The 25,103-nt window shown below is 63.8% G+C and carries 29 protein-coding genes and 1 pseudogene; 13 read left to right on the forward strand and 17 right to left on the reverse strand.

Annotated elements, in window-relative coordinates:
* Positions 1 to 68: 68 nt before the first annotated feature.
* Together QA640_RS26770 and QA640_RS26775 are read right to left on the reverse strand one after the other, a co-directional pair.
* Entirely contained in the window at positions 69 to 557 is a 489-nt protein-coding gene (locus QA640_RS26770; RefSeq protein ID WP_283042902.1) for an SRPBCC family protein, read from the reverse strand.
* Positions 550 to 945: a metalloregulator ArsR/SmtB family transcription factor gene (locus tag QA640_RS26775; protein ID WP_283035893.1), complete on the reverse strand. Its 396-nt coding sequence runs from the start codon at positions 943 to 945 to the stop codon at positions 550 to 552. Before QA640_RS26775 ends, QA640_RS26770 begins: the two co-directional genes overlap by 8 nt.
* 281 nt (positions 946 to 1,226) lie before the next feature.
* Between QA640_RS26775 and QA640_RS26780 the strand changes: the two genes are divergently transcribed.
* Positions 1,227 to 2,282: a serine hydrolase gene (locus QA640_RS26780; RefSeq protein WP_283035894.1), complete on the forward strand. Its 1,056-nt coding sequence runs from the start codon at positions 1,227 to 1,229 to the stop codon at positions 2,280 to 2,282.
* Positions 2,283 to 2,416: 134 nt separating this feature from the next.
* Here QA640_RS26780 and QA640_RS26785 read toward each other — a convergent pair whose 3' ends face one another.
* Positions 2,417 to 3,121 carry an SDR family oxidoreductase gene (locus QA640_RS26785; RefSeq protein ID WP_283035895.1) on the reverse strand — a complete coding sequence of 235 codons (705 nt, stop codon included), beginning with the start codon at positions 3,119 to 3,121 and terminating at the stop codon, positions 2,417 to 2,419.
* A 96-nt stretch (positions 3,122 to 3,217) separates the two neighbouring features.
* Between QA640_RS26785 and QA640_RS26790 the strand changes: the two genes are divergently transcribed.
* A complete protein-coding gene (locus QA640_RS26790; protein WP_283035896.1) occupies positions 3,218 to 4,057 on the forward strand; it encodes a GNAT family N-acetyltransferase in 840 nt (279 codons plus the stop codon).
* Positions 4,058 to 4,076: 19 nt separating this feature from the next.
* Positions 4,077 to 4,745 carry a MarC family protein gene (locus tag QA640_RS26795; RefSeq protein ID WP_283035897.1) on the forward strand — a complete coding sequence of 223 codons (669 nt, stop codon included), beginning with the start codon at positions 4,077 to 4,079 and terminating at the stop codon, positions 4,743 to 4,745.
* Positions 4,746 to 5,283: 538 nt separating this feature from the next.
* On the opposite strand, the gene QA640_RS26800 is transcribed toward QA640_RS26795, so the two are convergent.
* Entirely contained in the window at positions 5,284 to 5,715 is a 432-nt protein-coding gene (locus tag QA640_RS26800) for a hypothetical protein (protein WP_283035898.1), read from the reverse strand.
* 816 nt (positions 5,716 to 6,531) lie between these two features.
* On the opposite strand from QA640_RS26800, the gene QA640_RS26805 reads away from it, so the two are divergent.
* Positions 6,532 to 7,356, forward strand: a complete 825-nt coding sequence (locus QA640_RS26805; RefSeq protein WP_349253640.1) for a Crp/Fnr family transcriptional regulator — start codon at positions 6,532 to 6,534, stop codon at positions 7,354 to 7,356.
* A 38-nt stretch (positions 7,357 to 7,394) separates the two neighbouring features.
* On the opposite strand, the gene QA640_RS26810 is transcribed toward QA640_RS26805, so the two are convergent.
* From QA640_RS26810 to QA640_RS26820, 3 genes are all read right to left on the reverse strand, one after another.
* Positions 7,395 to 7,592, reverse strand: a complete 198-nt coding sequence (locus tag QA640_RS26810; RefSeq protein ID WP_283035899.1) for a hypothetical protein — start codon at positions 7,590 to 7,592, stop codon at positions 7,395 to 7,397.
* Between the two features lie 41 nt (positions 7,593 to 7,633).
* Positions 7,634 to 7,846, reverse strand: coding sequence for a hypothetical protein (locus QA640_RS26815; protein ID WP_283035900.1), 213 nt, complete (start codon positions 7,844 to 7,846; stop codon positions 7,634 to 7,636).
* Positions 7,847 to 8,047: 201 nt separating this feature from the next.
* On the reverse strand, positions 8,048 to 8,464 hold the full coding sequence (locus tag QA640_RS26820; RefSeq protein ID WP_283035901.1) for a phasin family protein: 417 nt from the start codon (positions 8,462 to 8,464) through the stop codon (positions 8,048 to 8,050).
* A gap of 866 nt (positions 8,465 to 9,330) precedes the next feature.
* Between QA640_RS26820 and QA640_RS26825 the strand changes: the two genes are divergently transcribed.
* Complete coding sequence (locus tag QA640_RS26825; protein ID WP_283035902.1) at positions 9,331 to 11,184, forward strand: nucleotide pyrophosphatase/phosphodiesterase family protein; 1,854 nt, start codon at positions 9,331 to 9,333, stop codon at positions 11,182 to 11,184.
* Positions 11,185 to 11,243: 59 nt separating this feature from the next.
* Here QA640_RS26825 and QA640_RS26830 read toward each other — a convergent pair whose 3' ends face one another.
* Positions 11,244 to 11,813, reverse strand: a complete 570-nt coding sequence (locus QA640_RS26830; protein WP_283035903.1) for a hypothetical protein — start codon at positions 11,811 to 11,813, stop codon at positions 11,244 to 11,246.
* A 373-nt stretch (positions 11,814 to 12,186) separates the two neighbouring features.
* Here QA640_RS26830 and QA640_RS26835 point away from each other — a divergent pair, with 373 nt between their 5' ends.
* Positions 12,187 to 12,846, forward strand: a complete 660-nt coding sequence (locus tag QA640_RS26835) for a peroxiredoxin (protein WP_283035904.1) — start codon at positions 12,187 to 12,189, stop codon at positions 12,844 to 12,846.
* A 4-nt stretch (positions 12,847 to 12,850) separates the two neighbouring features.
* On the opposite strand, the gene QA640_RS26840 is transcribed toward QA640_RS26835, so the two are convergent.
* Entirely contained in the window at positions 12,851 to 13,081 is a 231-nt protein-coding gene (locus tag QA640_RS26840) for a DUF2177 family protein (protein ID WP_283035905.1), read from the reverse strand.
* Positions 13,082 to 13,098: 17 nt separating this feature from the next.
* On the opposite strand from QA640_RS26840, the gene QA640_RS26845 reads away from it, so the two are divergent.
* Both QA640_RS26845 and QA640_RS26850 read left to right on the forward strand, forming a co-directional pair.
* A complete protein-coding gene (locus QA640_RS26845) occupies positions 13,099 to 13,392 on the forward strand; it encodes an FAD-binding domain-containing protein (protein WP_283042904.1) in 294 nt (97 codons plus the stop codon).
* Between the two features lie 67 nt (positions 13,393 to 13,459).
* A complete protein-coding gene (locus QA640_RS26850; RefSeq protein WP_283035906.1) occupies positions 13,460 to 13,723 on the forward strand; it encodes a hypothetical protein in 264 nt (87 codons plus the stop codon).
* Between the two features lie 91 nt (positions 13,724 to 13,814).
* On the opposite strand, the gene QA640_RS26855 is transcribed toward QA640_RS26850, so the two are convergent.
* Together QA640_RS26855 and QA640_RS26860 are read right to left on the reverse strand one after the other, a co-directional pair.
* Entirely contained in the window at positions 13,815 to 14,687 is an 873-nt protein-coding gene (locus QA640_RS26855) for a DMT family transporter (RefSeq protein WP_283035907.1), read from the reverse strand.
* Positions 14,688 to 14,806: 119 nt separating this feature from the next.
* A complete protein-coding gene (locus QA640_RS26860) occupies positions 14,807 to 15,253 on the reverse strand; it encodes a hypothetical protein (protein ID WP_283035908.1) in 447 nt (148 codons plus the stop codon).
* Between the two features lie 289 nt (positions 15,254 to 15,542).
* Between QA640_RS26860 and QA640_RS26865 the strand changes: the two genes are divergently transcribed.
* Positions 15,543 to 15,806: a hypothetical protein gene (locus tag QA640_RS26865; protein WP_283035909.1), complete on the forward strand. Its 264-nt coding sequence runs from the start codon at positions 15,543 to 15,545 to the stop codon at positions 15,804 to 15,806.
* 29 nt (positions 15,807 to 15,835) lie between these two features.
* On the opposite strand, the pseudogene QA640_RS26870 reads toward QA640_RS26865, so the two are convergent.
* Positions 15,836 to 16,105, reverse strand: a pseudogene (locus QA640_RS26870) (host attachment protein); the annotation flags it as partial.
* Between the two features lie 43 nt (positions 16,106 to 16,148).
* On the reverse strand, positions 16,149 to 16,559 hold the full coding sequence (locus QA640_RS26875; RefSeq protein ID WP_283035910.1) for a DUF3775 domain-containing protein: 411 nt from the start codon (positions 16,557 to 16,559) through the stop codon (positions 16,149 to 16,151).
* Between the two features lie 259 nt (positions 16,560 to 16,818).
* Here QA640_RS26875 and QA640_RS26880 point away from each other — a divergent pair, with 259 nt between their 5' ends.
* Entirely contained in the window at positions 16,819 to 17,079 is a 261-nt protein-coding gene (locus QA640_RS26880; protein WP_283035911.1) for a hypothetical protein, read from the forward strand.
* Between the two features lie 118 nt (positions 17,080 to 17,197).
* On the forward strand, positions 17,198 to 17,371 hold the full coding sequence (locus tag QA640_RS26885; RefSeq protein WP_283035912.1) for a hypothetical protein: 174 nt from the start codon (positions 17,198 to 17,200) through the stop codon (positions 17,369 to 17,371).
* Between the two features lie 61 nt (positions 17,372 to 17,432).
* Here QA640_RS26885 and QA640_RS26890 read toward each other — a convergent pair.
* The 4 genes from QA640_RS26890 to hutI form a co-directional block, all read right to left on the reverse strand.
* Positions 17,433 to 18,372 (reverse strand): IS630 family transposase gene (locus QA640_RS26890; RefSeq protein ID WP_283035913.1). Its coding sequence is split into 2 segments (ribosomal slippage): positions 17,433 to 18,027 and positions 18,026 to 18,372, totalling 942 coding nucleotides; the frame shifts between segments, so codons are not numbered across the junction.
* Between the two features lie 90 nt (positions 18,373 to 18,462).
* Positions 18,463 to 20,133 (reverse strand): urocanate hydratase, encoded by a 1,671-nt coding sequence (gene hutU / locus QA640_RS26895; protein WP_283035914.1) that lies wholly within the window; start codon positions 20,131 to 20,133, stop codon positions 18,463 to 18,465.
* Positions 20,130 to 21,704 (reverse strand): histidine ammonia-lyase, encoded by a 1,575-nt coding sequence (gene hutH / locus QA640_RS26900; protein WP_283035915.1) that lies wholly within the window; start codon positions 21,702 to 21,704, stop codon positions 20,130 to 20,132. The genes hutU and hutH overlap by 4 nt, the downstream gene beginning before the upstream one ends.
* A complete protein-coding gene (gene hutI, locus QA640_RS26905) occupies positions 21,701 to 22,915 on the reverse strand; it encodes an imidazolonepropionase (RefSeq protein ID WP_283035916.1) in 1,215 nt (404 codons plus the stop codon). Before hutI ends, hutH begins: the two co-directional genes overlap by 4 nt.
* An 84-nt stretch (positions 22,916 to 22,999) precedes the next feature.
* Between hutI and QA640_RS26910 the strand changes: the two genes are divergently transcribed.
* Together QA640_RS26910 and hutC are read left to right on the forward strand one after the other, a co-directional pair.
* The gene (locus QA640_RS26910; protein ID WP_283035917.1) at positions 23,000 to 24,358 is read left to right on the forward strand and encodes a formimidoylglutamate deiminase; all 1,359 of its coding nucleotides are present in this window, start codon (positions 23,000 to 23,002) and stop codon (positions 24,356 to 24,358) included.
* The gene (gene hutC, locus QA640_RS26915) at positions 24,355 to 25,086 is read left to right on the forward strand and encodes a histidine utilization repressor (protein WP_283035918.1); all 732 of its coding nucleotides are present in this window, start codon (positions 24,355 to 24,357) and stop codon (positions 25,084 to 25,086) included. The genes QA640_RS26910 and hutC overlap by 4 nt, the downstream gene beginning before the upstream one ends.
* Positions 25,087 to 25,103: the final 17 nt, after the last annotated feature.

A 25,103-nucleotide genomic window follows, 5' to 3' on the forward strand; every position in this document is an offset into this window, starting at 1 on the left:
GCGTGTGCCTGATTCGATCCGGGCCGGGCGCGAGTCCGGCCGGCGCGAGCGGTGGATTGCGAGTGACATCAACCCTTTAGGGTCGTCACATGGGCGGCAAGCTTGTCCAGCGTCTGGTAACCGAACTCGACGGCGCCGAAGCCGATCACGGTCTCGCGCTGCGCGGCCGTCGGGTGCAGTTGTCGCAGCGTCAGCACGGTCTTGTCGCCGTGAGCGTCGAAGGTGACGGTGACGCGGAACATGCCGGGATCCTCGTCCTTGTCCGCGCCGTGATCGACCTCGATCAGCCGCGGCTTGTCGATGCGCAGGAAACGCATGCGGTTCGGATAGACCGTGCCGTCGGGCCCGATCATGTCGAAACGCCAGACGCCGCCGACGCGGACGTCGATCTCCTTGCTCTCGATCCGGAAGCCTGCCGGCCCGAACCATTGCGGCAGATGCTTTGGGTCGGACCACGCCTCGAACACCAATTCGCGCGGCGCGTCGATCACCCGCGACAGCACGATCTCGCGATCGAGCGACCAATGCGACAGAGCGGCGTTGGCAGAACTAGTCATCACGCAAGACCTTTCCCTTGGTTGTGGACGGCGAGCGCCTCACGCCCCGTCCCTTCGTTGTTTTCTTGAGCATCATCACATAGGCCTCGAACCGGTCGAGGCGCGCTTCCCAGATCGCCCGCTGCTGCTGGAACCAATGCTCCGCGCCCGCCATCGCCTCCGGCCGCAGCCGGCAGGTGCGCACGCGTCCGGACTTTTCGGACTCGACGAGGCCGCTCTCCTCGAGCACGCGTATGTGCTTCATGAAGCTCGGCAGCGCCATAGCGAAGGGATCGGCGAGCTCGCCGATCGAGGCTTCGCCCTCGCACAGCCGCATCACGATCGCCCTGCGCGTCGGATCGGACAGCGCGCCGAAGACCTGGTCGAGTCGGGATAATTGGTTAGCCATTTGGTTAACTATAGATGGGATGCTGAGCGCTGTCAATGATCGTTAGCCGACTAGCTTAGTTTCTTTGCCACCGCGGGCAGAACCCTCCCGCGCAATCGTGAATTGGGATGCGCGACATTTACCGATAAGAGTGAAATGGGGGCGCTTCGAATTGATCGTCAGACCGCGTGCAACCTCTTGTTCCCTCACCGCGCCCTGTCATCAGCCGCCGGTCCCTTGGCAAGGCCGCGCTGCTGCCGCTCGCATTTGGTCTTGCTCGTCCTGCCCGCGCGGACTCCGACATGATACCGATGATGCGGGACATCATGGCTGCGGAGCTTGCGCCGACGGCGACGCCGGATCATCCCGGCGGCCTTGCCGCCGCGCTCTATGCGGGCCGTCACGTCGACTTCTTCAACTACGGCCTCGCCGATGACGCCACCAGGCGCCCCGTGACATCGGACACGCTGTTCAACCTCGCCTCCTTGCGAAAGACCTTTGAGGCGACCCTGGTCGCGCTCGGGGTGCGCCGCGGCGAATTGCGGCTCGACGAGCGTGTGGCGACGTACTTGCCCGAGCTCAACGGCGGCTACATCCGCCACGTCACGGTCGGCGAGCTCGTCACGCATACGTCCGGACTGCTGCTATCGACCGATCATCCGCCGTGGCCGAATGATCCGTTGAGCCTCCGCGAGTTCCTCGACATGCTCAACGCCTTCACGCCGCCCTCGGGCGAGCAACCCGGCAAGCAGCGCATCTACACCCATGCGGGTTATGTGCTGCTCCAGCTCGTGCTCGAGCGCCGCTATCGCGTCTCGATCCGCGAGCTGATCGCAAATCGCATCCTGAATCCGCTCGGCATGACCTCGACATTCGTGCCGGAGCGCGCGCCCGACAACCGCGTAATGCTGAGTGATGCGCAGATGGCGCGTGCCGTGCAAGGCTATTCCGATCAGGGCACACCGATCGGGCCGCCCGGCTATCAGCAAAGCTATTTCGACTTTCCAGGCACCGGCCAGATGTTCTCGTCAGCGCGCGACCTCGCGATCTTCGTCGCGGCCTACACGGACGGCAGGTCGATCGAGCCCGAGCTGCACGAGGCCATCCGGATGACGCAGCACGAGAGCTTTCGCGTCGACGAGAAATTCGGCCAAGCCATGGCCTGGGAGACCGTGCATCTGGACGGTGTGACGGTCTTGGACAAGCCGGGCGGCCTCAACAATGCCTCGGGCTATATCGGCCTCGTGCCCACCCGGAGGCTCGGCATCGTCCTGCTCGCCAATCGCGGCGAGTATCCGCACGAGATCGCGCGCTACAAGATCCTGCCGGCGCTGGCGCGAGTGGTCGCGTCGCGGTGAATACGACAACCGTGCCACCGCATTGATAGTTCAACTTGGCTCGGACGATACCTACGCCAATCGCACCAAGCCTGCGGCGACAATCCGGCGAAGGCCGAGAGACCGCAGGTGAACTCGAACTGGAGGCCGCCGCCTCAGACGGAGCGCGTCAGCCCGCCGTCGACGCGGATGTTCTGCCCGGTGATGTAGGCGGCGCCGTCGGAGGCGAGGAACGAGATCGTCGCGGCGATCTCCTCCACCTTGCCATAGCGCCGCATCGGCACGCTGTCGCGGCGCGCCTCCGTCGCCGGCAGGCTGTCGATCCAGCCCGGCAGCACGTTGTTCATGCGGATATTCAAGGCAGCATAGGTATCCGTGAAGATCTTCGTGAAGGCGGCAAGCCCGGCGCGGAACACCGCCGAGGTCGGAAACATCGCGCTCGGCTCGAACGCCCAGGCGGTCGAGATGTTGATGATCGCGCCTTGCTTCTGCGCCTGCATGATCGGCGTGACCAGCCGCGTCGGGCGGATCACGTTCAAGAGGTAGGTATCCATGCCCGTATGCCACTGCTCGTCCGTGATCTCCACGATCGGCGCGCGCGGCCCGTGGCCGGCGCTGTTGACGAGCACGTCGATGCGACCCCACTTCGCCATGGCGCCATCGACCAGGCGCTTGAGATCCTCGTTGGACTTGTTCGAGCCGGTGATGCCGAGCCCGCCGAGTTCGTTCGCAAGCGCCTCGCCCTTGCCGGAGGAGGACAGGATGGCGACGCGAAAGCCGTCGGCGGCAAGACGCCGCGCGGCGCCCGCCCCCATACCGCTGCCGCCTGCGGTGACGAGTGCGACTTTCTCTGCTGCCATATCGATCCCCAGCTGTTGGCATGACTTGGTGGCAGGTTTATGCGCCGCCTGTCCGGACGTATAGTCCGAACATGGGCCTGGACACGATGATTGACCATGGGTGATCTGCAAATCCGCACCATGCGCGCTGACGACATCGCGCTCGCCGCCAACTGGGCGGCGGCCGAAGGCTGGAATCCGGGGTTTTCGGATGCCGGCTGCTTCGCCGTCGTCGACCCCTTGGGCTTTCTCATCGGCGAAATCGCCGGCGAGCCGGGCGCCACCGTTTCCTGCGTCAATTACGACGATCACTTCGCCTTCCTCGGCTTCTACATCGTGCGCAACGACCTGCGCGGCCGCGGCTACGGCTTGCGCATTTGGAACGCGGCGATTGCGCATGCGGGCGCGCGCGTGATCGGGCTTGACGGTGTCGTCGCGCAGCAAGACAATTACAGAAAGTCCGGCTTTACGCTCGCCTACGCCAATATCCGCTATGGCGGGATCGTCGCGGCACCGGCGCAGCCGTTTGGCGTCGTCGCGCTCGAGACGATTCCGCTGGCGCTGATAGAGGCGGATGACGCCACCGTCTTCCCGGCCCCGCGCAGCGCCTTCCTGCGCGCCTGGATCGGAACAGCCAGCCATATCGGCCGCGCGCTGATGCGCGATGGAAAGCTCGCCGGATGGGGCGTGATCCGCCCCTGCCGGCACGGCCACAAGATCGGTCCGCTGGTCGCCGACGACCGCGCCGGCGCCGAGGTCATCATGCGGGCGCTGCTGGCTGGCGCAGGCGGCGGCGAGGTTTTTCTCGACGTGCCCGGCGTCAATCGCGAGGCGGTCGCGCTTGCGGAAAGTTTTGGCCTCACGCCGACCTTCGAGACGGCGCGCATGTACACCGGGCCGATCCCGCCACTGCGGCTCGACCGTCTGTTCGGTGTAACCAGCTTTGAGCTCGGCTAGCCCAGCGGATTGAAGCGACATGACCGAGTTTTTCACCTCGCGCTGGATCGGCGACTTCCTCTTCGGGTTCGGGGCACTGTTTGCGATCATCAATCCCTATGGGCTCGCCTTCATCTTCCTCGACCGCACCATGGGCCTGTCGGAGCGCGAACGCGCGCGCATTGCGCTTCGCGTCGCGGCCTATGCCTTTGCCGTGCTGCTCGGCTCGCTTTTCGTGGGCAGCCAGGTTCTCAAGATCTTTGGCATCTCGATGCCGGCCTTGCGGATCGCCGGCGGTCTCGTCGTGGCCGTCTCCGGCTGGTCAATGCTGCATGCGACGCCGGCTGCGCCCGGCGGACAGGCAACGTCCACCGCCAGCTACCAGACGATTAAGCGCATGGCGTTCTTCCCGCTGGCGATCCCGCTGACCACCGGTCCGGGCACGATCGCGACCGCGATCGCGATCGGCACCAACCGGCCGGACGATCTCGACGGGCTCTTCGCTTCGTCCATCGTTCAGCTCATCGTCGCCGTCGCGGTTACGGCCACGATCTATCATGCCTATAGCAAGTCGAGCGCCATGGCCCGGCTGTTCGGTGAGGAAGGCACAAGCGTGGTGACGCGGCTTTCGGCGTTCCTGTTGCTCTGCGTCGGCGTCCAGATCATCATCACCGGCGCGATCGAGGTCGCGAAATCGGTGCTAGCGTAAACTGTTTCACATCTCCGCGGCTCGCGGAACGAGTATGGCGGTGGTGGCCTCCGGACTGCCCACTCTCTTCATCTCGGGCCCGTGATGTGCGAGGAGGCGCAGGCCCGGCTCACGCGGATCATTGCGAGTATCGCGAAGTCTGCGGCCAGTTCGGGATCTGCCCGAACACAGGCCAGTTCGCGATCTGTAACAAGGAGCTCGCGATTGTCAGATAGCAGCAGCGCGACCACGCCGCGGCCGCCGCATTCTCTGATGGTTATGCTCTAACCTTACTGTGTCACTAACCCTCATGGTGAGGAGCGCGAAGCGCGTCTCGAACCATGAGGCCCCGCCTGTGGCCCACATCCTTCGAGACGCTTGCTTCGCAAGCTCCTCAGGATGAGGAGTTAGAGCGTTTATGACGCAGTAAGGCTAAAGCGCGGTGAGATAGGATGAATCGTCATCGCGCTTCAGGTTGTTGTTTGCGCATGATCTCCGCGCAAACGCGTTCCGCGTTTGTCGCGAGGGAAATCCGCTTCACGCTTTTCCGGATCATGCTTTAATAGCAGCGCATGATATTGACGGTCTGCTCGCCTCCGCGGCCGGGCACCGTCACGGTCTCCGAAGGGCAACTCGGCACGTAGGGCCGATCCGACGGCGCGACGTTCGGCGGAAAACGATGTGCCCAGTCCCAAGGCACATCATAGGTATAGGTGTAGCGGACGTCGTTGGAGAGTGGTTGAGCCATATCCGCATAGGAGTCGCCCGGGGGAGGCTCATAGAAGAAGCCGCCGCCGCCCGGCCAAGAAACAAATGAATTCCGGCGATGGAACCGCGCCGACGGCGCAATCGGCGGGTGGACAGCCGCCGGTGCCCCGACCACGCCACGGGGGGCGACGCCGCCCGATCTCGCAAAACCATTGCTGGTGGCTAGAAGCAGCGCGGCTGCGCTCAGCGAGGCGAGCAACGCCCCATATGATCTATAGGTCATGGTACGCACCAACTCGTTTGGCCTGCGATGCAGCTCCCCGCCAGCACGCTAGGCCGGGCCGTCGGCCCCCGGCAAATCTATAATTAATTGTTGGTTAAGGCACGGGATTAACAGGGCGGTTCCTGTGCGCCACTGGTGCGGCCGGTACGGACCTCCCGTCGCCTTCGGTATTGCGCCTCGCTCACATGCTCCAGCCAGTCGACATTCTTGCGGTCGACGGATTCCTGGATGGCGACGTGCGATCACCAGATAGCCGGTAAAGATCGCCACGATGATCGGCAGCATCGCGACCGTCCCGGACGGCGATCCGAGCCGCCGCCAACTCTCACCGGCCTTCGCGCTGCTGGTCGATGCGCTGCGCTATCGCGAGAACGACGGTGCGTAAATCCCGAGTTGTGTAGATGGAGCAGATTTGGGATGCAGGCTTAAAGCGGCCCCGACATGACTCGCACAAGTTTTGGAACGGCTGCGACTCTGCGCGTCGGGTCTCGGCTCCCGCGAGTTCCCTCCCGCGGAACCAGCAGGAACAACCCCCTCGCATCCTCCAAATTTCAGATGGTGCCGTTATTTTCAACATGCGGAAATTGGACTCGCGGAGTACGCGCTCCGTATGGTGATACCCATTCCCGTTTTGCAATTTGTTTCAGACGACTTATCTGCTTCAACGTAATTGCAGGTTGATTACGAAAGTGCTCCGAGCAGAAAATCAGACTCGTGAGAACACAGTTGAGCCTCTGGTTTTGTTGTGATGAAGGCGTTTGCATGTGAGTTGGAAGCCGACATCCGTCGAGAGAGAAGATCCGAACATGTGCTAGAGTGGCCGTTCGAAACCGTTCGCAGGTGTGGCGGGCGCCTTCCGGCGAGTCACTTGCAGTGACAAGCCCTAGGGGAATGGGCAACCGCCTTCTGGGAATATTGCCGCAAGCTGACTTCGATCTGCTCGCGCCCGAGCTCGAGAAGGTTGCGCTCAACCAGGATGTAGTCCTCTCGCAAGCGGGCGAGCGGATGGAGCATGTCTTCTTCCCTCATAGCGGCGCGATCTCGCTCATGATCGAGATGGCAAACGGACAGACGGTTGCGACCGCGGCCATCGGGCGCGAAGGCGCAATCGGCATACTCTCCGTGTTCGGACCGTCGCTTTCGGTCATAACCGCCAGCGTTCGTATGGCGGGAACCGCCTCGCGGATTCCGGCAGCGCGATTTCATGCGGCCTTTAGCCGGAGTCCCGCAATCCGGCAGGCGGTCCAGGTTCACATCACGTCGTTGCTGACGCAGTTTCAACTTGGCGTGGCCTGCAATGCGCTGCATCCGGTGGGCGCCCGGATGGCCCGCTGGCTGCTACAATTGCGCGACTGCAGCGATAGCGACGTCCTCCCGCTCACTCAGGAGGCACTGTCGCAGATGCTCGGTGTGCGACGAACCACGGTCACGCTCCTGATGCGCAATCTGCGCGAGTCTGGGGCCATCCGATCCGATCGACGGGGCAAAATCGAGGTTGATCGGCCGCGACTCGCCGCGGCCGCATGCGAATGCCACGCCAGCATGCGCCGCCAGATTGCGGAGATCTTCTCGACGAGCGCGCCCCGGTCTCGCGTTTGGGCCATACCGGTCAATGCAACGGACACCGACAAGGCTGTTTGAGTGTTGCCGCGCGGCGCGTCTGTACCTCGATTTTGATTTCAGCGTCGGCTATCTCGTGTCTGATCCGGCGCAAATTTGGATTGCGTCTCCAGCTTGCCAAGCTCGTGCAGGACCTTGGCCACCTCTCGCAATTCATTGCGCGCCGGGCCCGGCTTCAGCCGTCGCGCTTCTTCGAGAAAATCCTTTGCTTGCAGCAGCAGTGCGGACACTTCACCGGAAACGTTCCTGTTCGCCATGGTAGGCCCCTATCACAATCATCGATGACAGCGAGCGATGATCAGGCCCAAGCACCCGTGTCGCGACGCCGCACACGGAGAGTCGGCTCGTCAACCCAAGCTTCCTGTGCGAACCAGGCGTGATCGACGTGGCAGATCGGACAGCGCGTACGTCCGAAAAACACCGCGCTGCACCGGAAGCGCTCGCGATCCGCCGCGATGCCGGTCGGAATCGCGCGTCCGGTTTGCGGGCATTTGACCATGAGCATACCCATCTCTTCCTCCTCCTCGGAAATCGACTTTATTGGTGGAGCAGGAAACCGGCCGGTTGGATTGCGCCTCTTCTCTCGGTGCGCTGCATTGGGGGGGGCATCGCGCACCTGGCCATTTGTCTGATCGGGCATGGTGTGGGGCCATGCGAATGGCGGGGCTTGTTCCAACCGGCCGGATTGCCCTCCTCTGCGAGCCGCGGACGTTCAACTGGCCTTTTGGAAAACCTTGGCGACGTGCTGTCTGATTGGCTCGCCCGATTGCGTTGCAAGCCTCTGCGTAAGCTCCCACAATTGCGTGTTCTGCGCCGAGGCGGCATCAAAGACCCTGCGCGCTTCCGCCGCCGACGTGGCGAAGACGTCGGTCATCGATTTGCTGCTCGCGATACGAGCAAAGAAATCGATTGCAGAACTGGCATTCGCATTCGAGATTTCGATGACCTTCAGCCCGTAGTCGGTCGCAGTCCTGGCGCTGTTCGAATAGGTCTCGCGAAGCGCCTCCGCCAGATCCTGCGAAGCGGTCTTGATTTTCTCGCAACCTTCCTGCGTGCGAGCGGCCCGCTGCTCGGCAAGCTCCTCGAACATGGTCTGCCACGCGACCTTCGGCAATCCGAACGGGGACATTCCGAAACCATTCGTTTCTTTCACTTCGGCTTTCGTTTCACTTTCACTCACTGCGCTCTACCCTCTAGTCAAGCAAAGTCATGTCCCACGACGCATGCATTGCGCCATGAGTCCACGGATACGAGGCTTGCTCTCGCTTCCGTATCGATCAGCCATCTTGATGAGCTTCATCCAGCCCGCACGGCAACTATGCCTAACGACGATAAGGCCGTCCGTTCGATTTGCGACTCTCGCCGGGATTTTTTTCCCGAATGTCAATACAAACTCTCGTATGTCGGGGAGGTGACGTAGTGCAAAGTGGGGATATCGTACATGACGGCTGGCGGAACTCGCGCGATTAGCCCGATGAAGACGGAACGCGGGTTGCCCGGAAAGACCGCGGCAGCATGGTATCGCAGTAATCGAGTGGCTGCGCCGATCAGTTGGCCGGCCGGGCAGCGCTGGCGCCCGGCGCAGGCAAGTCGCGGCAATTCGCGCCGCTTCGATCGATCAGCGAAATTCGGAATTATCATATCTTCGCCTCGCCTCACCCGGAGTCGGTTGGAGAATGATGTCTCTGCACCTTGCTCCGTCATGGCGAGTTGAGCACCGGCCGAGGGCCGACCCGCCCTTAAGCAATCCAGACTATCGCCGCGGTGGGATTCTGGATTCCTTCGTCGGAAGAGCTTCTTGCAACGACAGCGTTGAGACAGCACGGGTAACTCGCCCAACGCTGTCTCGGCGAAAGCAGAGGACGACACCGAGCGGCCCTCCCCATCATCCTTGCACAAACACCCCCCTTGTAACAAAACCGTCATGCAGAAAAACTAAACGAAAGCGGCGGCCGCTATCTGCCGGCAAGCCGCTTCACCGCTGGGAGAGATTTGATGCGCCGTTCACTGCTGTTGCTGTCCGCCGGACTGACCATGCTGTCCACCGGACTTGCGTCCGCGCAGAACAACACGCCCCGTAACCTGATCCTGTTCATCCCGGACGGCCTGCGCGCACTCAAAGTCAGCCCCGAGACCGCGCCCGCGATGGCCGAAATCCGCGACAAGGGCGTCAATTTCAAGAACTCGCACTCGCTGTTCCCGACCTTCACCATGGCAAACGGCTCGGCTATGTCGACCGGACACTATCTCGGCGACACCGGCGTGTTCTCCAACACGATCTGGACCGGCTACACCTCAGCTCCTGCCGGCGACACCGTGGTCCCCTTCATCGAAAACGACGCCGTGCTCGGCGACATCGATGAGCATTTCGCCGGCAACTACCTCAATGAAGAGACCATCTTGAAGATGGCGCGCGACAAGGGCTTCAGCACGGCGGCGCTGGGCAAGCTCGGGCCAACCTTCCAGTTCGACCATACCGATCATCCCGACGGAGCCGGCCTTCACTCGATCGTGCTCGACGACTCCACGGGCGGCAAGGGCGGCGTGCCGCTGTCGGAGGAGATGAAGGCGGCGCTGACCAAGGCCGGTCTGCCGCTCGCTACCCCCTCGCGCGGTGACAACGCCAAGGCGGGCGATGCCAAGACACCGGGCACTACGGTACCCAACACTGCGCAACAGGCCTATCTCGCCGACGTCGCCACCAAGGTGGTGCTGCCGATGTTCAAGGCGCGCAACAAGCCGTTCGTCCTGGTGTTCTGGTCACGCGATCCCGACGGCAGCCAGCATAATACCGGCGACAGCCTGAACCAGATCATGCCGGGCATCAACGGGCCGACCTCGATGGCGGGCATCAAGAACGCCGACAACAACCTCGCCCAGTTGCGCAAGGCGCTGGACGAACTCGGCCTGGCGGCAAGCACCAACATCATCGTATCCGCCGACCACGGCTTCTCCACGATCTCGAAGGAAAGCAAGACCAGTCCCTCGGCCAAGGTCAGCTACGACGATACGCCCAAGGACTTCCTGCCGATGGGCTTCCTGGCACTCGACCTCGCCAAGGCGCTCGACCTGCCGCTGTTCGATCCGAACGACAAGAACGCGAAGGTCGACGGCAACAAGCATCCGAAGGCCGGCAATGGCGTGCTCGGCAAAGATCCCACCAAGCCCGAGGTCGTGGTTGCGACCAACGGCGGATCGGATCTTCTGTATCTGCCGAACAGCGATCGCAAGCTCGCCAGGCGCGTGATCGGCGCGCTGCTCGATCAGGATTATGTCAGTGGCATCTTCGTCGACGACAACCTCGGCAATTTCCCTGGCACGCTGCCGATGTCACGGCTGAGCCTGAAGGGCAAAGCCGCGACGCCGACGCCTTCCATCGTCGTCAACTTCCGCTCCTATGCCAGCAATTGCGGCGAGGCGCCGACCAACTGCTCGGTGCAAGTCGCCGACACCGTGCTGCGCCAGGGCCAGGGCATGCATGGCAGCTTCAGCCGCGGCGACACCATGAACTTCATGGCGGCGATCGGGCCGGACTTCAAAGCGGGCTATGCCGACGCCCTCCCCGTCAGCAACGCCGACGTCGGCGCCACCGCAGCCAGGTTGATGGGTTTCACGACCAAGCCCAAGGGCACCCTGGTCGGACGCGTGATGACGGAGGCGATGCCGAACGGCGAGACACCGATGGCCTATACCGGCTCGATCAGGTCGAAGCCTGCCGAGAACGGCCTGCGCACCGTCCTGAACTTCCAGCGCGTCGGCAGCCAGCGTTATTTCGACACGGCCGGCTTCCCGGGCCGCACGCTTGGGCTCGAAACGGACAGCGACAAACAAAAAACGGCGGGGAAATAACCCCGCCGCTCACGAGCGCATCGTGAAGACGTGCGCGAAATCACATGCCCAAGCCCAGGTCACATGCCAATGTCGAACACGTTCGGCAATTGGCCCGCCAGCGGCAGCGCGGTGGCCCCCAGGAAGGTTGCCACCATCGCCATCAGGCGACGGTTGCCGTGGCGCTTGCCGCGCATCTGGCCAGCAATCCATTCCAGCATCTCGGTCTTGACCTTCGAGGCATAGGCCGGCGCCCAGCTCTCGATATCGGTCTCGGGCGACAGCGCGATGCTGCGCGGCGGCACCGGCAGGCCGGAGGCGCTCGCGGCGTGATGCGCGACGGCTTTCGCCAGGAGGTCGTCGAACTGGCCAGCATCGGTGCGTTCGGTCGCGGCCTCGTTGATCTCAAACAGCGCCTCGGCTTCGGCGCGGCTGACGGGCTGGTCGTTGACGGCGACGGCGGTCAGGATGCGCGCACACCAGGCGGCGTCATCGGCATCGAGCGAGCGGGAGAAATGCACCCGGCCCTTGGTGGTGGGACCCTCGCCGGTGATCACGCCGTCGCGCACGATGGTGAGCGCATGAGCCGCGGTATCGCGGCAGGACGGTTCGAGGGACGGGGACTCAACGGACTTGGCAGCGGCAGACATAGTTCACTTCCAGATTTCTTCTGATCGACCAGCATTTTCATGCGGGCCTAAACGAGTGGTTAACGATTCGATACGGGGGTCGCGACTTTTCTAGATGGTTGCTGATTGGTCGCTGTCAGGACTAATTTGGTTCCATCAAAAGTCGGGCGAGCGTGTTGAGGGTCATAAAAGGCAATATCGCGGCAATCCACTCCCTTCCCGCAGCGGATATTTCGCCGCAGCGGCGGCAAGAAGGTGGTAGAAGATCGGCGCCTTGAGAGAATGATTTCACATTTTACTTGAACGGGTTCACTTGAGGCGTTGTCCGTTCTATATTGGAGGGGTCACCTCCAAAACGAATTTACTAGCAACTTCAATGAGATGAGGTAGAACCATGCCACTTCCGATCGGCACCACTGCGCCCGACTTCGAAGCCGAAACCACCGAGGGGAAAATTAGATTCCACGACTGGATCGGCAATAGCTGGGCCCTCCTGTTCTCGCATCCCAAGGATTTTACCCCGGTCTGCACCACCGAGCTCGGGGCGCTCGCCAAGCTGAAGCCCGAGTTCGACAAGCGCGGCGTCAAGCTGATGGGCCTCTCCGTCGATCCGGTGGATCGCCACGCCAAGTGGTCGGAGGACATCAAGGAGACGCAAGGCGCAGCGCCGAACTATCCGATGATCGGCGACACCGACTTCAACGTCTCGAAACTCTACGAGATGCTGCCGGCCTCGACCTCGGGCGATCCCCTCACCCGGACGCCGGCCGACAACCAGACCGTTCGCAACGTCTTCGTCATCGGCCCGGACAAGAAGATCAAGCTGGTGATGGTCTATCCGATGACCACCGGTCGCAACTTCCAGGAAATTCTGCGCTCCATCGACTCGCTGCAGATGACGGCGAAGCACCGCGTCGCCACGCCGGCCGACTGGAAGCAGGGTGAGGACGTGATCATCGCCGGTTCGGTGTCCAACGACGAAGCCAAGACGATCTGGCCGCAGGGCTGGAAGGAGCCGAAGCCTTACATCCGGATCGTGCCGCAGCCGAACTAACGGCTTACCTGTTCGCACGCTCCGCCACCAACAGACCCGCGGTCGATGAGACCGCGGTCACCACTGCACCCCAGCCGATGTCGACCAGCGCGACCGGCCAGCTCCAATGCCTCAGCGGCGCAAGCACCGTCAGGTCGAAGGTCGCGGCGAGACCCAGGCCCGCGCCAGGCTGCGCGATTTCCTCAAGACCACCGCGCGCAACTATGCAAGCGAGCCGGCCCGACCTGCCGGGCACCCGAGGGCTGTCACCGCATCTGCGCTTCGTGGGTCGCCGGCTGCGGCGCCGATGCCGCGCCCTATTTCCCAGTCTTCAACCCCGTGCTCCAGGGCGAGAAGTTCGATCCTGATGGCACCTATGTGCGGCGCTGGGCGCCGGAACTGAAGGATCTGCCGGTGAAGCTGATACGCCAGCCATGGCGGGCGACACCGATAGAGCTTGCGAGCGAAGGCGTCGAACTCGGCCGCAGCTATCCGCGTCCGTTCGTCGATCATACCAAGGGGCGCGAGCGCGCGCTCGCAGCTTATGCGACGATCCGCAGAGGTTGAGCGTTGCTTTGACAGGGTGTCGAATCCCGCTATCGTCATCGCGCTGTTCAAAACCTTGGGGGACGACATGAACGACGACACACCCGTCATTGAGTCAGCGATCGAAGCGATGCCCGTCGCCGAACCGCCAAAAGAGGCTGCAAAGCCCGCGCCGAAGAAGGCCCGGAAAGCCGCCAAGAAGGTCGCAAAGAAAGTAGCGCCGAAGAAGAAGACAGCGAAGAAGGCCAAGAAGGCTCCCAAGAAGAAGGCCTCCAAGAAGAAAGCCGCGAAGAAGGCTCCCAAGAAGGCCATGAAGAAAGCCGCCAAGAAAAAGAAAAAAGCCAAGCGCTGATCGTGGACCTAAAGACCAGGCCTCCGGATGCCCAGCGTCCGGCGGCTCCGCACGCCCTTCTCGCCCGCCGCGTCGAAGTCCGGCCGCGCGGTTAGAACCGCCTGTTGACCAGGAATACCGCCGCCGCGCAGATCGCCATGCCGGCAACTGCCACCCCATCGAGCCTTTCGTCGAACAGCAGATAGGCCATCAGCGCCGTGACCGCCGGCACCAGATAAAACAGGCTCGCAACCGCGGTCGCGGCCGAATGCCGGATCAGCCAGTACAACAGGCCAATCGATCCGATCGAGAGCACCACCGCGAGCCAGGCCAGCCCCAGTATGAACTCTCGCGTCCAATGCACCACGCGGTCCTCGAAGGCGAAGGCGCCGATCGCAAAGAACAGCGTCACGGCGACATATTGCACGAGATTGCCGGCGCGCCAGTCGAGGTGGTTGCAGTAGCGGCGCTGGTAGAGCGTGCCGAGCGTGATGCTGATCAGCGAGACCACCGAGGCGAGCCATCCGAGGCCCGCCTCCCCCGTCATCGGACGATTGTGCAGGATCAGCACCATGCCACCGAGACCGAGCAAGAGCCCGCCCCACTGCAGCGGCGTCACCCGCTCGCCGAGCCAACGATTGGCAATGGTCGAGGTCAGGATCGGCTGGAGGCCCGGGATCAGCGCGGAGAGACCGGCGGGAATCGAATGCGCGATCGCAATCGCGGTGCCGCCGAGATAGAAGCCGTGGACGAGAATGCCCGCGACCGCGCTGTGGACGATGCCGGCCCTATCCGGCCATTTGGGACGTGCGATTGCTACGATGATCGCCATCAACCCGACCACGATCGCCATGCGGATGGCGAGGTAGGTCAAGGGATCGGCGTTGTTGACGACGGATCTGGTGGCGATGAACCCGGTACTCCACAGCACGACGAAGAGGACCGGCGCCGCGCGTGCGGCCCAATTTTCTTGATTATGATTCATTGCCGCTGTCATTGCCCGACCGCGGGCAACGCGGCAATGCGAATTTGGGCGGGGCTGATGCTGCGCTGCGCGAGGGACACGCAAGCCGCGTCGGGAGCGACGTCAGGCGGCGCGTCCGCTCACCACTCGTCGGGACAGGGGTCGACGATCTTCCAGAGATCGACGCCGTTCTTGATCTTCTTCATCTCGGTGGTGAGCCCACCATTGCGCTGGATCCAGTCCTTCACCGTGCCCGGGTAGTAGGACATCAGGTCGGACGTGCCCTCGGCGCTGGTCACCTTGATGCCGAAGGTGAACGCCTTGTCGTAATAGGCCTGATGGAAACCGAGGCTGGCGCGCGGCGTCACGCAGATCTTGTTCATGGGCACGATGCCGAGGACCAGAGTGCAGGCCGAATTGCAGATGCCGTCGATGATGACCCGCTCGCCCCGGTCGCGGATGCGCTTGTACTTGGCCTTGTATTCCTCGACATAACCGCCGTGATCGCGCGTGATGTGCAAATCCGCACGCGCAGGCGCCGCGGCGACGCAGGACAGCAACAGCAGGCTGATGGGCGTGATGCGCATTGCAGAGTAACGGCTGAAGCCTTGTTTGAAGTGAGCCGACCTCAAAGAGCCCCCTAAGGGGCCGGCCACCGGATGCGAACGAACTCTTGGCCAAACTGTGTTGGGAATTCGTTAAGCATCCGGAAAAGGCCAAAAATGGGCAGGCCTTTGGGCCGGCCGGGCGATCCCGGCGGCACCAACGCGTGAATCGGTGGAATTTCACCAGGTTTATGGCTGCAAACCGGGTGCCCTACGGGTCGCAAATTGCTATAAGATCTTTGTCCGTTAGGTCGGGTTCCGGAGAATCAAGATGAGCAAGTTGAAGTGCCTTGCGGCGGTCGCCGCCCTGTCAGTGGTGACGCTCGCCCCGAGCCTGTCCGAGGCGCGGGTCCATCACCGGTACCACCGCCACTACGCCAATCCGCTGCCCTACCCGATCAGCTACATCCACAATTACGGGCCGGGGGTCGCACCCGGCAGGTTCGCCTACTACGACGGACCGTCGACCAACCAGTGTTACCAGAGCTCGGCCGCCTATGTCGGCCAGGATGGACGCCGGCATCCCTGCTATTGAGGGACGCCGACGCGCTGCCGGCGGCAAACCTATCGCGGTGCGCCCATCGCCAGGAGCTGCTTCTCGATCTCATAGACCGGCAGCTTGACGAGGTCCTTGCCGACCTCGCCATGCAAGGCTTTGCGTACTGCGGCCGAGTAATCGGCCCGGATCATGCCGAGCGCGCGGGTTGAGGCCACCATTGTCAGCGCCGTGGTCTCGCCCGATGTGACGGCGCTATCGAGTCGGCCGGCGAGGCTCTTCAGGAACGCTCGCTCCGCCTCGTCACGCCAGTCGGTCTGCTCGACTGTGCTGCGCGCGGGCGCCACGAATGGCTATCCGCGCAAAAACTATGCAGGTCGGTCAGAGATGCCCTTCGAACTCCTCGAAGAACTTGCCGAACTGCGTCATTGCCTCCTCCAGATAGTCCGCGAGCATTGGCGTCGCGATCAGATAGGAGGCGGTACGGTCGTTGTGGGCCTGGGCGGCCTGGGCCTGCAGTTCACGCCAAGTCGAAAGGTCGCCGTCGCCGCGGCCGAGCCACGTCAGCGCCACCAGATCAATCTGCTCGTCGACATTGAGGTCGCGGATGAAGCCGGCCAGCTCCGCGCGGTCAGTCGCGTCTCCCCGGCCGCTGCGGCCGTAGCTCATGTCGTCGTCGCCGCTGTCCAAGATGACGCCGCCACCGTCCGCCCCGCTGTCGGACTGGCGCGACTTCGCGATGATGAAGAAGACCTTCTCGGGCGAGATCGCCAGGTTGGGAATTGCCGGCATGGTGGGTCCACCTCCTTGAGGGACCGGCGCGTCGCCATTCCCACGAGATGCAGATTAGAGGCGCCCGGGCCTGCGCGAATTGCGCAAGATCAAGTATCAAAGCGGCGCTGCACGGGAGTCAATGCGCCTGGGCCGGTTGGAATTGAGACGTGGCCGCCCGGCTGAGGATCTGTTCATCAGCATTACATTTTGGCACCGTCACAATTTGATCGGAACCTGTTCGATATCTTGGCTCCGGTAAGCAGAGGAAAGACACATCATGAAGCTTAGAATTGGCCTCGTTGCCGCGTCATTGTTCGCTGCTATCGCAGCATCGCCGGCCGCGTCGGCCATGCCGTTGGCACCTGCCCCGCAGGTCTCGTCGGGCGCCGAGCAGGTTCGCTTGGTCTGCGACGCCTGGGGACGCTGCTGGCGGCAGCCGAGCTACTATTATGGCTACGGTTACGCGCCGTATTATGCTCCCAGATATTATGGGCCCCGCTACTATGGCCCGCGCTATTACGGCTGGCGCCGTTGGTGAGATTTCGGGGGGCCCTTCGGGGCCCCTTCGCATATGCGAGATGATGCGGGCAGACTGTAACAATTCCAAAACTGATCTAGATCAAGGACAAGGCAGGTCACACGGCCATGTTTCACTCATGGCCGATTTGATCGTTTTTCGTTGCCCCCAGACGGGCATGAATGTGCAAACTCACTTGGAAAAGCAGCAGGGCGCGGAGGGGCAGAGTTTCGAGGCGTTCACCTGCCCCGCCTGCGCGCGCGTCCATTTCATCGATCTGGTGTCCGGACAGCCGATGAGCCGGAATCGCTGAGCCGCTCCGCGTATTGCACTCAACGCGCGTCCCGAAGGCGTCCCGCTAAAGCGTGATGGCATTAAGTTCGATAGCCTGAATTTTTGAGGTAGTTGGCACATTCCTCGGAGGTGAAGCCGTCGAGCGCGTGGCCGATAGCGGCGCAGACCGCATCGACGGTTCGCGCGGCAGCTTTGCGGAGCAAGTGCTTGAGCTTGGCAAAGACCTGTTCGATCGGGTTCAGGTCGGGCGAGTATTTTGGCAGGAAGAAGAGTTTGGCGCCGACCGAACGGATGAGCTGGCGAACTGCCTTGCTCCTGTGGCTGCCGAGGTTATCCAAGATGACGATATCGCCGGGCTGAAGGGTCGGCAGGAGGATCTTCTCGACGTAGGTGCGGAAGCTCACGCCATCGATCGGCCCCTCGAGGAACCATGGCGCATCGATCCGGTCATGGCGCAGGGCCGCCAGGAAGGTCATGGTCTTCCAGCGGCCGTGAGGAACCTTGGCGTGAAGTCTGAGCCCGCGCGGCGCCCATCCCCGCAAGGGGGCCATATCAGTCCTGGTCCAGGTCTCGTCGATGAAGACCAGTCGCTCAGCTTCGACGCGACCTTGATACTTTGCCCACTGGGCTCGCCGCCGCGCGACCTCGGGACGATCGCGTTCGCCAGCCGCCACGCTTTTTTTTGAAGCTGAGCTTCTCGGCATGTACGAAGTCCCACACCGAGTGGTAGTCGACCTTCAGGCCGCGGCCGGCAAGCTCGGCAACGAGACCACGGATGGTGAAATCGCCGTCCTTGATCCGCTGCGACAGCCAGGCCGCATGCTCGCCCGAAATCGCCTTCGGCTTGTAGCCGCCCATCTGACTGGGCTCAACGCTGCCGGTCTCATCGACCCGCTTCATCCAGCCAATGGCCGTGCTGATCGCTACCCCAAACTGCTTGGCGGCCTGATTGCGGGACATCCCGCTCTCAATTGCCGCCACGACCCGCTTGCGAAGATCCAGAGAATAAGGCTTGCCCATCCATGCTGGCCTCCAGTCCAGCCAGCATGGTGAATCAGAAACACACTGATTTGGGAATCCCAAATCGATTCAAGCTAACCCCATCCCGCTTTAGCCTCCCAGGCTCGGCAGATCGAGCCCGTTTGCGCGGGCACAGTCGATCGCGGTCTCGTAGCCTGCATCGGCGTGACGCATGACGCCGCTCGCCGGATCGTTCCACAGCACGCGTTCGAGGCGGCGGGCGGCCTCCGCCGTGCCGTCGGCGACGATCACCATGCCGGCATGCTGCGAATAGCCGATGCCGACGCCGCCGCCGTGATGCAGCGATACCCAGGTGGCTCCGCTGGCGCAATTCAGCAGCGCATTGAGCAGCGGCCAGTCCGACACAGCGTCCGAACCGTCGCGCATTGCCTCGGTCTCGCGGTTCGGGCTTGCCACCGAGCCACTGTCAAGATGGTCGCGACCGATCACGATCGGCGCCTTCACTTCGCCGCGCGCCACCATCGCGTTGAAAGCGAGCCCAAGCCGATGCCGGTCGCCGAGACCGACCCAGCAGATCCGCGCCGGTAGCCCCTGGAATTTGATACGCGCCTTCGCCATGTCCAGCCAGTTGTGCAGGTGCTTGTCGTGCGGCATCAGCTCCTTCACCCTCGCGTCGGTGCGGAAGATGTCCTCGGGATCGCCCGACAGCGCCGCCCAGCGGAACGGCCCGACGCCGCGGCAGAACAGCGGGCGGATATAGGCCGGTACGAAGCCCGGGAAATCGAATGCATTGTTCAGCCCCATGTCCTTCGCCATCTGGCGGATGTTGTTGCCGTAGTCGAGCGTCGGAATGCCCTGCGCATGGAATTCCAGCATCGCCCTGACGTGGTCGACCATGGAAGACTTTGCCGCGAGCTCCACAGCCTTGGGATCGTCCCTGCGCTTGGCTTCCCACTCCGCAAGCGTCCAACCCTTCGGCAAGTACCCGTTGATTGGATCATGGGCGCTGGTCTGGTCGGTCACGATGTCGGGCTTGACGCCGCGCCGCACGAGTTCGGGGAAGATGTCGGCGGCATTGCCGAGCAAGCCGACCGAGATCGCCTTTTTGGTTTGCGCGGCATCAGCCATCAGTGCGAGTGCTTCATCCAGCGAGTTCGCCTGACAGTCGAGGTAGCCGGTCCGCAGGCGCATCTCGATGCGGCTCGGCTGGCACTCGATCGCGAGCAGGGAAGCACCGGCCATCGTCGCCGCCAGCGGCTGCGCGCCGCCCATGCCGCCGAGACCCGCCGTCAAAATCCATTTGCCGGCAAGGCTGCCGCCGTAATGGCGCCGCCCGACCTCGACGAAGGTCTCGTAGGTCCCCTGCACGATGCCCTGGCTGCCGATATAGATCCACGAGCCGGCCGTCATCTGGCCGAACATCATCAGGCCGGCCTTGTCGAGCGCATTGAAGTGATCGAGCGTCGCCCAGTGCGGCACGAGGTTGGAGTTCGCGATCAGCACCCGCGGCGCATCCGCTTGGGTGCGGAAGATGCCGACCGGCTTGCCCGACTGAACGAGCAGCGTCTGGTCGCCCTCGAGCTTGCGCAGCGAAGCAACGATCCGGTCAAAGCTCTCCCAGTCGCGCGCCGCACGGCCGATCCCGCCATAGACGACAAGTTCGCCCGGCCGTTCGGCCACATCGGGATCGAGATTATTCATCAGCATACGCAGCGGCGCTTCCGTCAGCCAGCTCTTGGCGCTGATGTCGGAGCCGCGGGGAGCGCGGATCGTGCGTTCATTGTCCAGTCGGCGGTTCATGAGGCGACCTCTGAGGCAAGCAATGGAAACGGATCTTTCGCGAGCGCCGCGCTTGCAATGCGCGGCAGCGCGCCGGCCTCGACCATCGCCTTGGCTTTGGCGAGGTCGTCGGCCATGTAGCGATCGGGCCCGAGCGCCGGCACCTCCTCGCGCAGGGTGGCGATGACGGCTGCAAGCGCGGGGCTGGTCAAATGCGGCAGGCGTAGCGTGATGCCTTGCGCCGCGACCAACAGCTCGATACCGAGGATGGAGGCGAGATTGTCCGCCATGTCGGAGAGCCGTCGCGCGGCATGCGCGGCCATCGACACATGGTCTTCCTGGTTGGCGCTGGTCGGCGTCGAATCGATCGAGCATGGCGCAGCGCGCTGCTTGTTCTCGGCATAGAGCGCCGCCGCCGTGACCTCGGCGATCATGAAGCCGGAGTTCAGGCCGGGATCGGGCGTCAGGAATGGCGGCAGGCCGAAATTCAGCGCGGGATCAACGAGGGTTGCGATGCGCCGTTCGCTGATGGCGCCGATCTCCGACAGCACGAGCGCGATTCCGTCGGCCGCAAAGGCGACCGGCTCGGCGTGGAAATTGCCGCCTGACACGATCTCGCCGGTCTCGACCAGCACCAGCGGATTGTCCGTGACGGAATTGGCCTCGATCATCAAAGTGCGTGCGGCCTGCGCCAGCACGTCGAGCGCGGCACCGGCGACTTGCGGCTGGCAGCGCAGGCAATAGGGGTCCTGCACCCGTTCGTCGCCTTCGAGATGCGACTGGCGGATATCGCTGCCCTCCAGCAAGGCCGTCAGCGTCGCGCCGGCGGCGATCTGTCCGGGATGGCCGCGTAGCGCGTGGATCTCTGGGCGAAACGGCACCGTCGAGGCCATCGCTGCATCGACGGACAGAGCGCCCGTCACCAGCGACGCGCAGGCCAGCGCATGCGCACGCAACAGGCCGGACATCGCATAGGCCGTGGAGAACTGCGTGCCATTGATGAGTGCAAGGCCTTCCTTGGGACCAAGCGTCAATGGCGCCAGACCAGCGCGGGCTAGGGCCTCGCGGCCCGGCATGGTCGCTCCGCCCGCCAGTGCCTGCCCCTCGCCGATCATGACCGCGGCCATGTGCGCGAGCGGCGCCAGATCGCCGGAGGCGCCGACCGAGCCCTGCTGCGGCACCAGCGGCACGACGCCACGCGCCAGCATCGCCTCGAGCTGCGCGATAACCTCGCGCCGCACCCCTGATGCGCCACGCCCCAGCGAGATGATCTTCAGCGCCATCATCAGCCGCACCACCGGCTCCGGCGTCGGCGGCCCCACGCCACAGCAGTGCGAGACGATCAGATTGTGCTGAAGCGTCGCCGTCTGGTCCGGAGAGATACGCTTCGAGGCGAGCTTTCCGAACCCGGTATTGATGCCATAGGCCGGTGCAGGTGCCTGCGCAGCCGCGGCCACGATCGCCGACGCCGCGTCGACCGCTGGCCAGAACGACGGATCGAGCTCTACGGTCGCGCCCGCAAGCACCTGCGCGAGATCGCCGAGGTTGACGCGGCCGGGTGCGACCACGATCGGTGTCGCCGCTTCGCTCACTCGCCTCTCCAGACCCGGCGGTGCAACGGATTGAAGCCGATCCGGTAGACGAGCTCGGCCGGCCGCTCGACATCCCAGATCGCGAGGTCGCAACATTTGCCGGCCTCTAGCGTGCCGACTTCCGAAAGCATGCCCAGCGCGCGCGCCCCTTCGCGGGTCACGCCGGCGAGACATTCGACGACCGTCATCCGGAACAACGTCGCCCCCAAGTTCATCGTGAGCAGAAGCGAAGTGAGTGGCGAGCTGCCGGGATTGCAATCGGTCGCGAGCGCGACCCTGACGCCATGCTTGCGTAACAGCTCGAGGGGCGGCTTCTGCGTTTCACGGATGAAATAGAAGGCGCCGGGCAAGAGGACCGCCACTGTCCCCGCCTGCGCCATCGCTGCAACACCGGCCTCATCCGTGTGCTCAAGATGATCAGCCGAAAGAGCGGAGAATTTCGCGGCGAGCGCCGCACCGCCGAGATTGGACAGTTGATCGGCGTGCAGCTTCACCGGCAGGCCGAGCGCCCTCGCCGCCGCGAACACGCGCGCAGTCTGCTCGGCCGAGAAGCCGATGCCTTCCATGAACGCATCGACCGCGTCGGCAAGCCCGACCTGCGCCACCGCGGGCAGCATCTCGCGACAGACCCGATCGATGTAGCGATCCTTGTCGCCGCCGGCTTCAACGGGAAGCGCGTGCGCGCCGAGGAAACTCGTGCGGATCGCAACGGGCCGGACGCGTGCGAGCGCACGCGCGGCACTGAGCTGCCGCAGCTCGGTCTCCGTATCGAGGCCATAGCCGGACTTGATCTCCAGGGTCGTTACGCCCTCGCCGATCAGCGCGTCGAGCCTCGGCAGCGCACTCGCAACGAGCTCCGCCTCGCTCGCGGCCCGCGTCGCCGCGACCGTCGAGACGATGCCGCCGCCGGCGCGCGCGATCTCTTCATAGCTCGCACCCTTGAGCCGCAGTTCGAATTCGTGCGCGCGGTTGCCGCCATAGACCAGATGCGTGTGGCAATCGACGAGACCGGGCGTGATCCACCGCCCCGCACAATCGATCCACTCCGCCGCATCGGCATCCGCCGGAAAATCGGAATGACTGCCCGCAAACACGATGCGGCCATCGCACGCCGCGATCAGACCGTGCGCGGTCTCGCCGAGATCGGGCAGATCATCTCGCATCGTGGCGAGGCGGGCATTGTGCCAGATCCGATCGAAGCGCTCTGCCATGCAGGTATTCCTTCGCTGCCGGACGCTTGACTTATATGTCTAGACATATAATCGTGGCGCGGTTCTGTCCAGCCGGCAGGAAACATGACACGACTGCATTTCGCATCCGCGCTGCTGCCCTCGGGCTGGGCCGACGACGTGCAGGTCGTCGTCACCGATGGCACCGTCGCCGAAGTCGCAGCGGGCGTCGCGCCTGCAGCCGGAGACGAGCGCCATCACCTCGCCATTCCCGGCATCGCAAGCCTGCACAGCCACGCGTTCCAGCGCGGCATGGCGGGCCTCGCCGAGACGCGCGGCAACACCGCCGACACGTTCTGGACCTGGCGCGAGACGATGTACCGTTTCGCGCTTGCAATGACGCCCGATGACGTCGAGAGCGTCGCCACCCTGCTCTATGTCGAGATGCTCGAGCGGGGCTTTACGCGCGTCGGCGAGTTTCATTATCTGCATCACGATCATGACGGCGCGCCCTACGCCAATCCGGCGGAGATGGCGACGCGCATCGCACAAGCCGCCGAGACTGCTGGTATCGGCCTCACCCTGCTGCCGAGCTTTTACGCGCACGGCACGTTCGGCGGCGTGGCGCCACATGCGGGCCAGCGCCGCTTCATCTGCTCCGTCGATCAGTTTGCAAGATTGCTTGCCGCTTCGCGCGAGGCCGTCGGCAGGTTGCCCGGCGCCAATATCGGCATTGCGCCGCACAGCCTCCGTGCCGTGACGCCAGACGAACTGGCCGCGATCATGCCGCTTGCGGATGGCGAGCCGGTTCATATCCACGCCGCGGAACAGATCAGGGAAGTCGAGGATTGCCTTGCCTGGTCCGGCAAGCGCCCTGTGGAATGGCTGCTCGAACATGCTGCTCTCGATCGGCGCTGGTGCCTCATTCATGCAACCCATACGACGCCGACGGAAGTCGCCTCGCTCGCGAAAACCGGCGCGGTTGCGGGCCTCTGCCCCGTGACCGAGGCAAGCCTCGGCGACGGCATTTTTCCGGCGCGCGAATTCCTCGATGCCCGGGGCCGGTTCGGCGTTGGCACCGATTCCAATGTCCTGGTCGGCATTGCCGACGAATTGCGCCAGCTCGAATATGGCCAGCGGCTGAAGCACCGCGAGCGCAACGTGCTGTCGAACGGACCCGGCGTCTCGACCGGACGCACCCTGCTCGACGGCGCCCTTGCAGGCGGTGCGCAGGCACTCGCGCAAGCCGTCGCGGGACTCAAAGCCGGCGCGCGTGCCGACATCGTCACCCTCGACACCATCCACCCCTCGCTCGCCGGCCGCCGCGGCGACGCCGTTCTCGACGGCTGGATCTTTGCGGCGGGCCCAAGTGCGATCGATTGCGTGTGGGCCGGCGGCAGGAAGATCGTCGAAGGCGGGCGGCATACGCTGCGCCACTCGGCGCGGGAACGCTTCAACACGACCGTTCGGAGGCTCATCGCATGAGCCTCGCCACCGACAAGCTCGACGACAAGCCGACGCTTTACAGGCAGATCAGGCGCGACATCGAGAGCAGGATTTTGACCGGCGAGTGGCCACCGGGTCATCGCATCCCGTTCGAGCATCAATTGATGGCGCGCTATCGCTGCTCGCGCATGACGGTGAACAAGGCGTTGTCGGAGCTCGCACAGGCCGATCTGATCGAGCGGCGGCGGCGTGCGGGCACGTTCGTTCGCCGTCCGCAGCATCTGTCCGCGGTACTCAGGATCGCGGACATTCGCGCGGAGATCACCGCGCTTGGCCGCGGCTATGGCTACCAGCTCATTCAGTGCGCACGCCGCGCCGCAAGTGCCGCGGATCGCGCCCGCCTCGGGGTGCGAAAGACGGGCAAGGTGATCGCGATCACCTGCCGCCACAGCGCCGATAACGTGCCGTTCGCGCTCGAGGACGGGCTGATCGATCTCGAGGCCGTGCCGGAAGCGGCAAGGGCCGACTTTGCGGCCGAGCCGCCCGGTTCGTGGCTGCTTCATCACGTCCCATGGACAGAAGCCGAGCACACGATCAGTGCCGTCATTGCGGATGATCGCACCGCGGACGCGCTCGGCATCGCCGTCGGCGCGCCCTGCCTCGTGATCGACCGCTACACCTGGCGCAGCGCGCGGACGCTGACCGCGGTGCGGCTGCTCTATCCGGGCGAGTCCCACCGCCTCGTCGCCCGCTTCAAGGGAGGTTGAGCGGCGATGTCGCGGCA

The sequence above is a fragment of the Bradyrhizobium sp. CB82 genome (assembly GCF_029714405.1).
Taxonomy (GTDB): Bacteria; Pseudomonadota; Alphaproteobacteria; order Rhizobiales; family Xanthobacteraceae; genus Bradyrhizobium.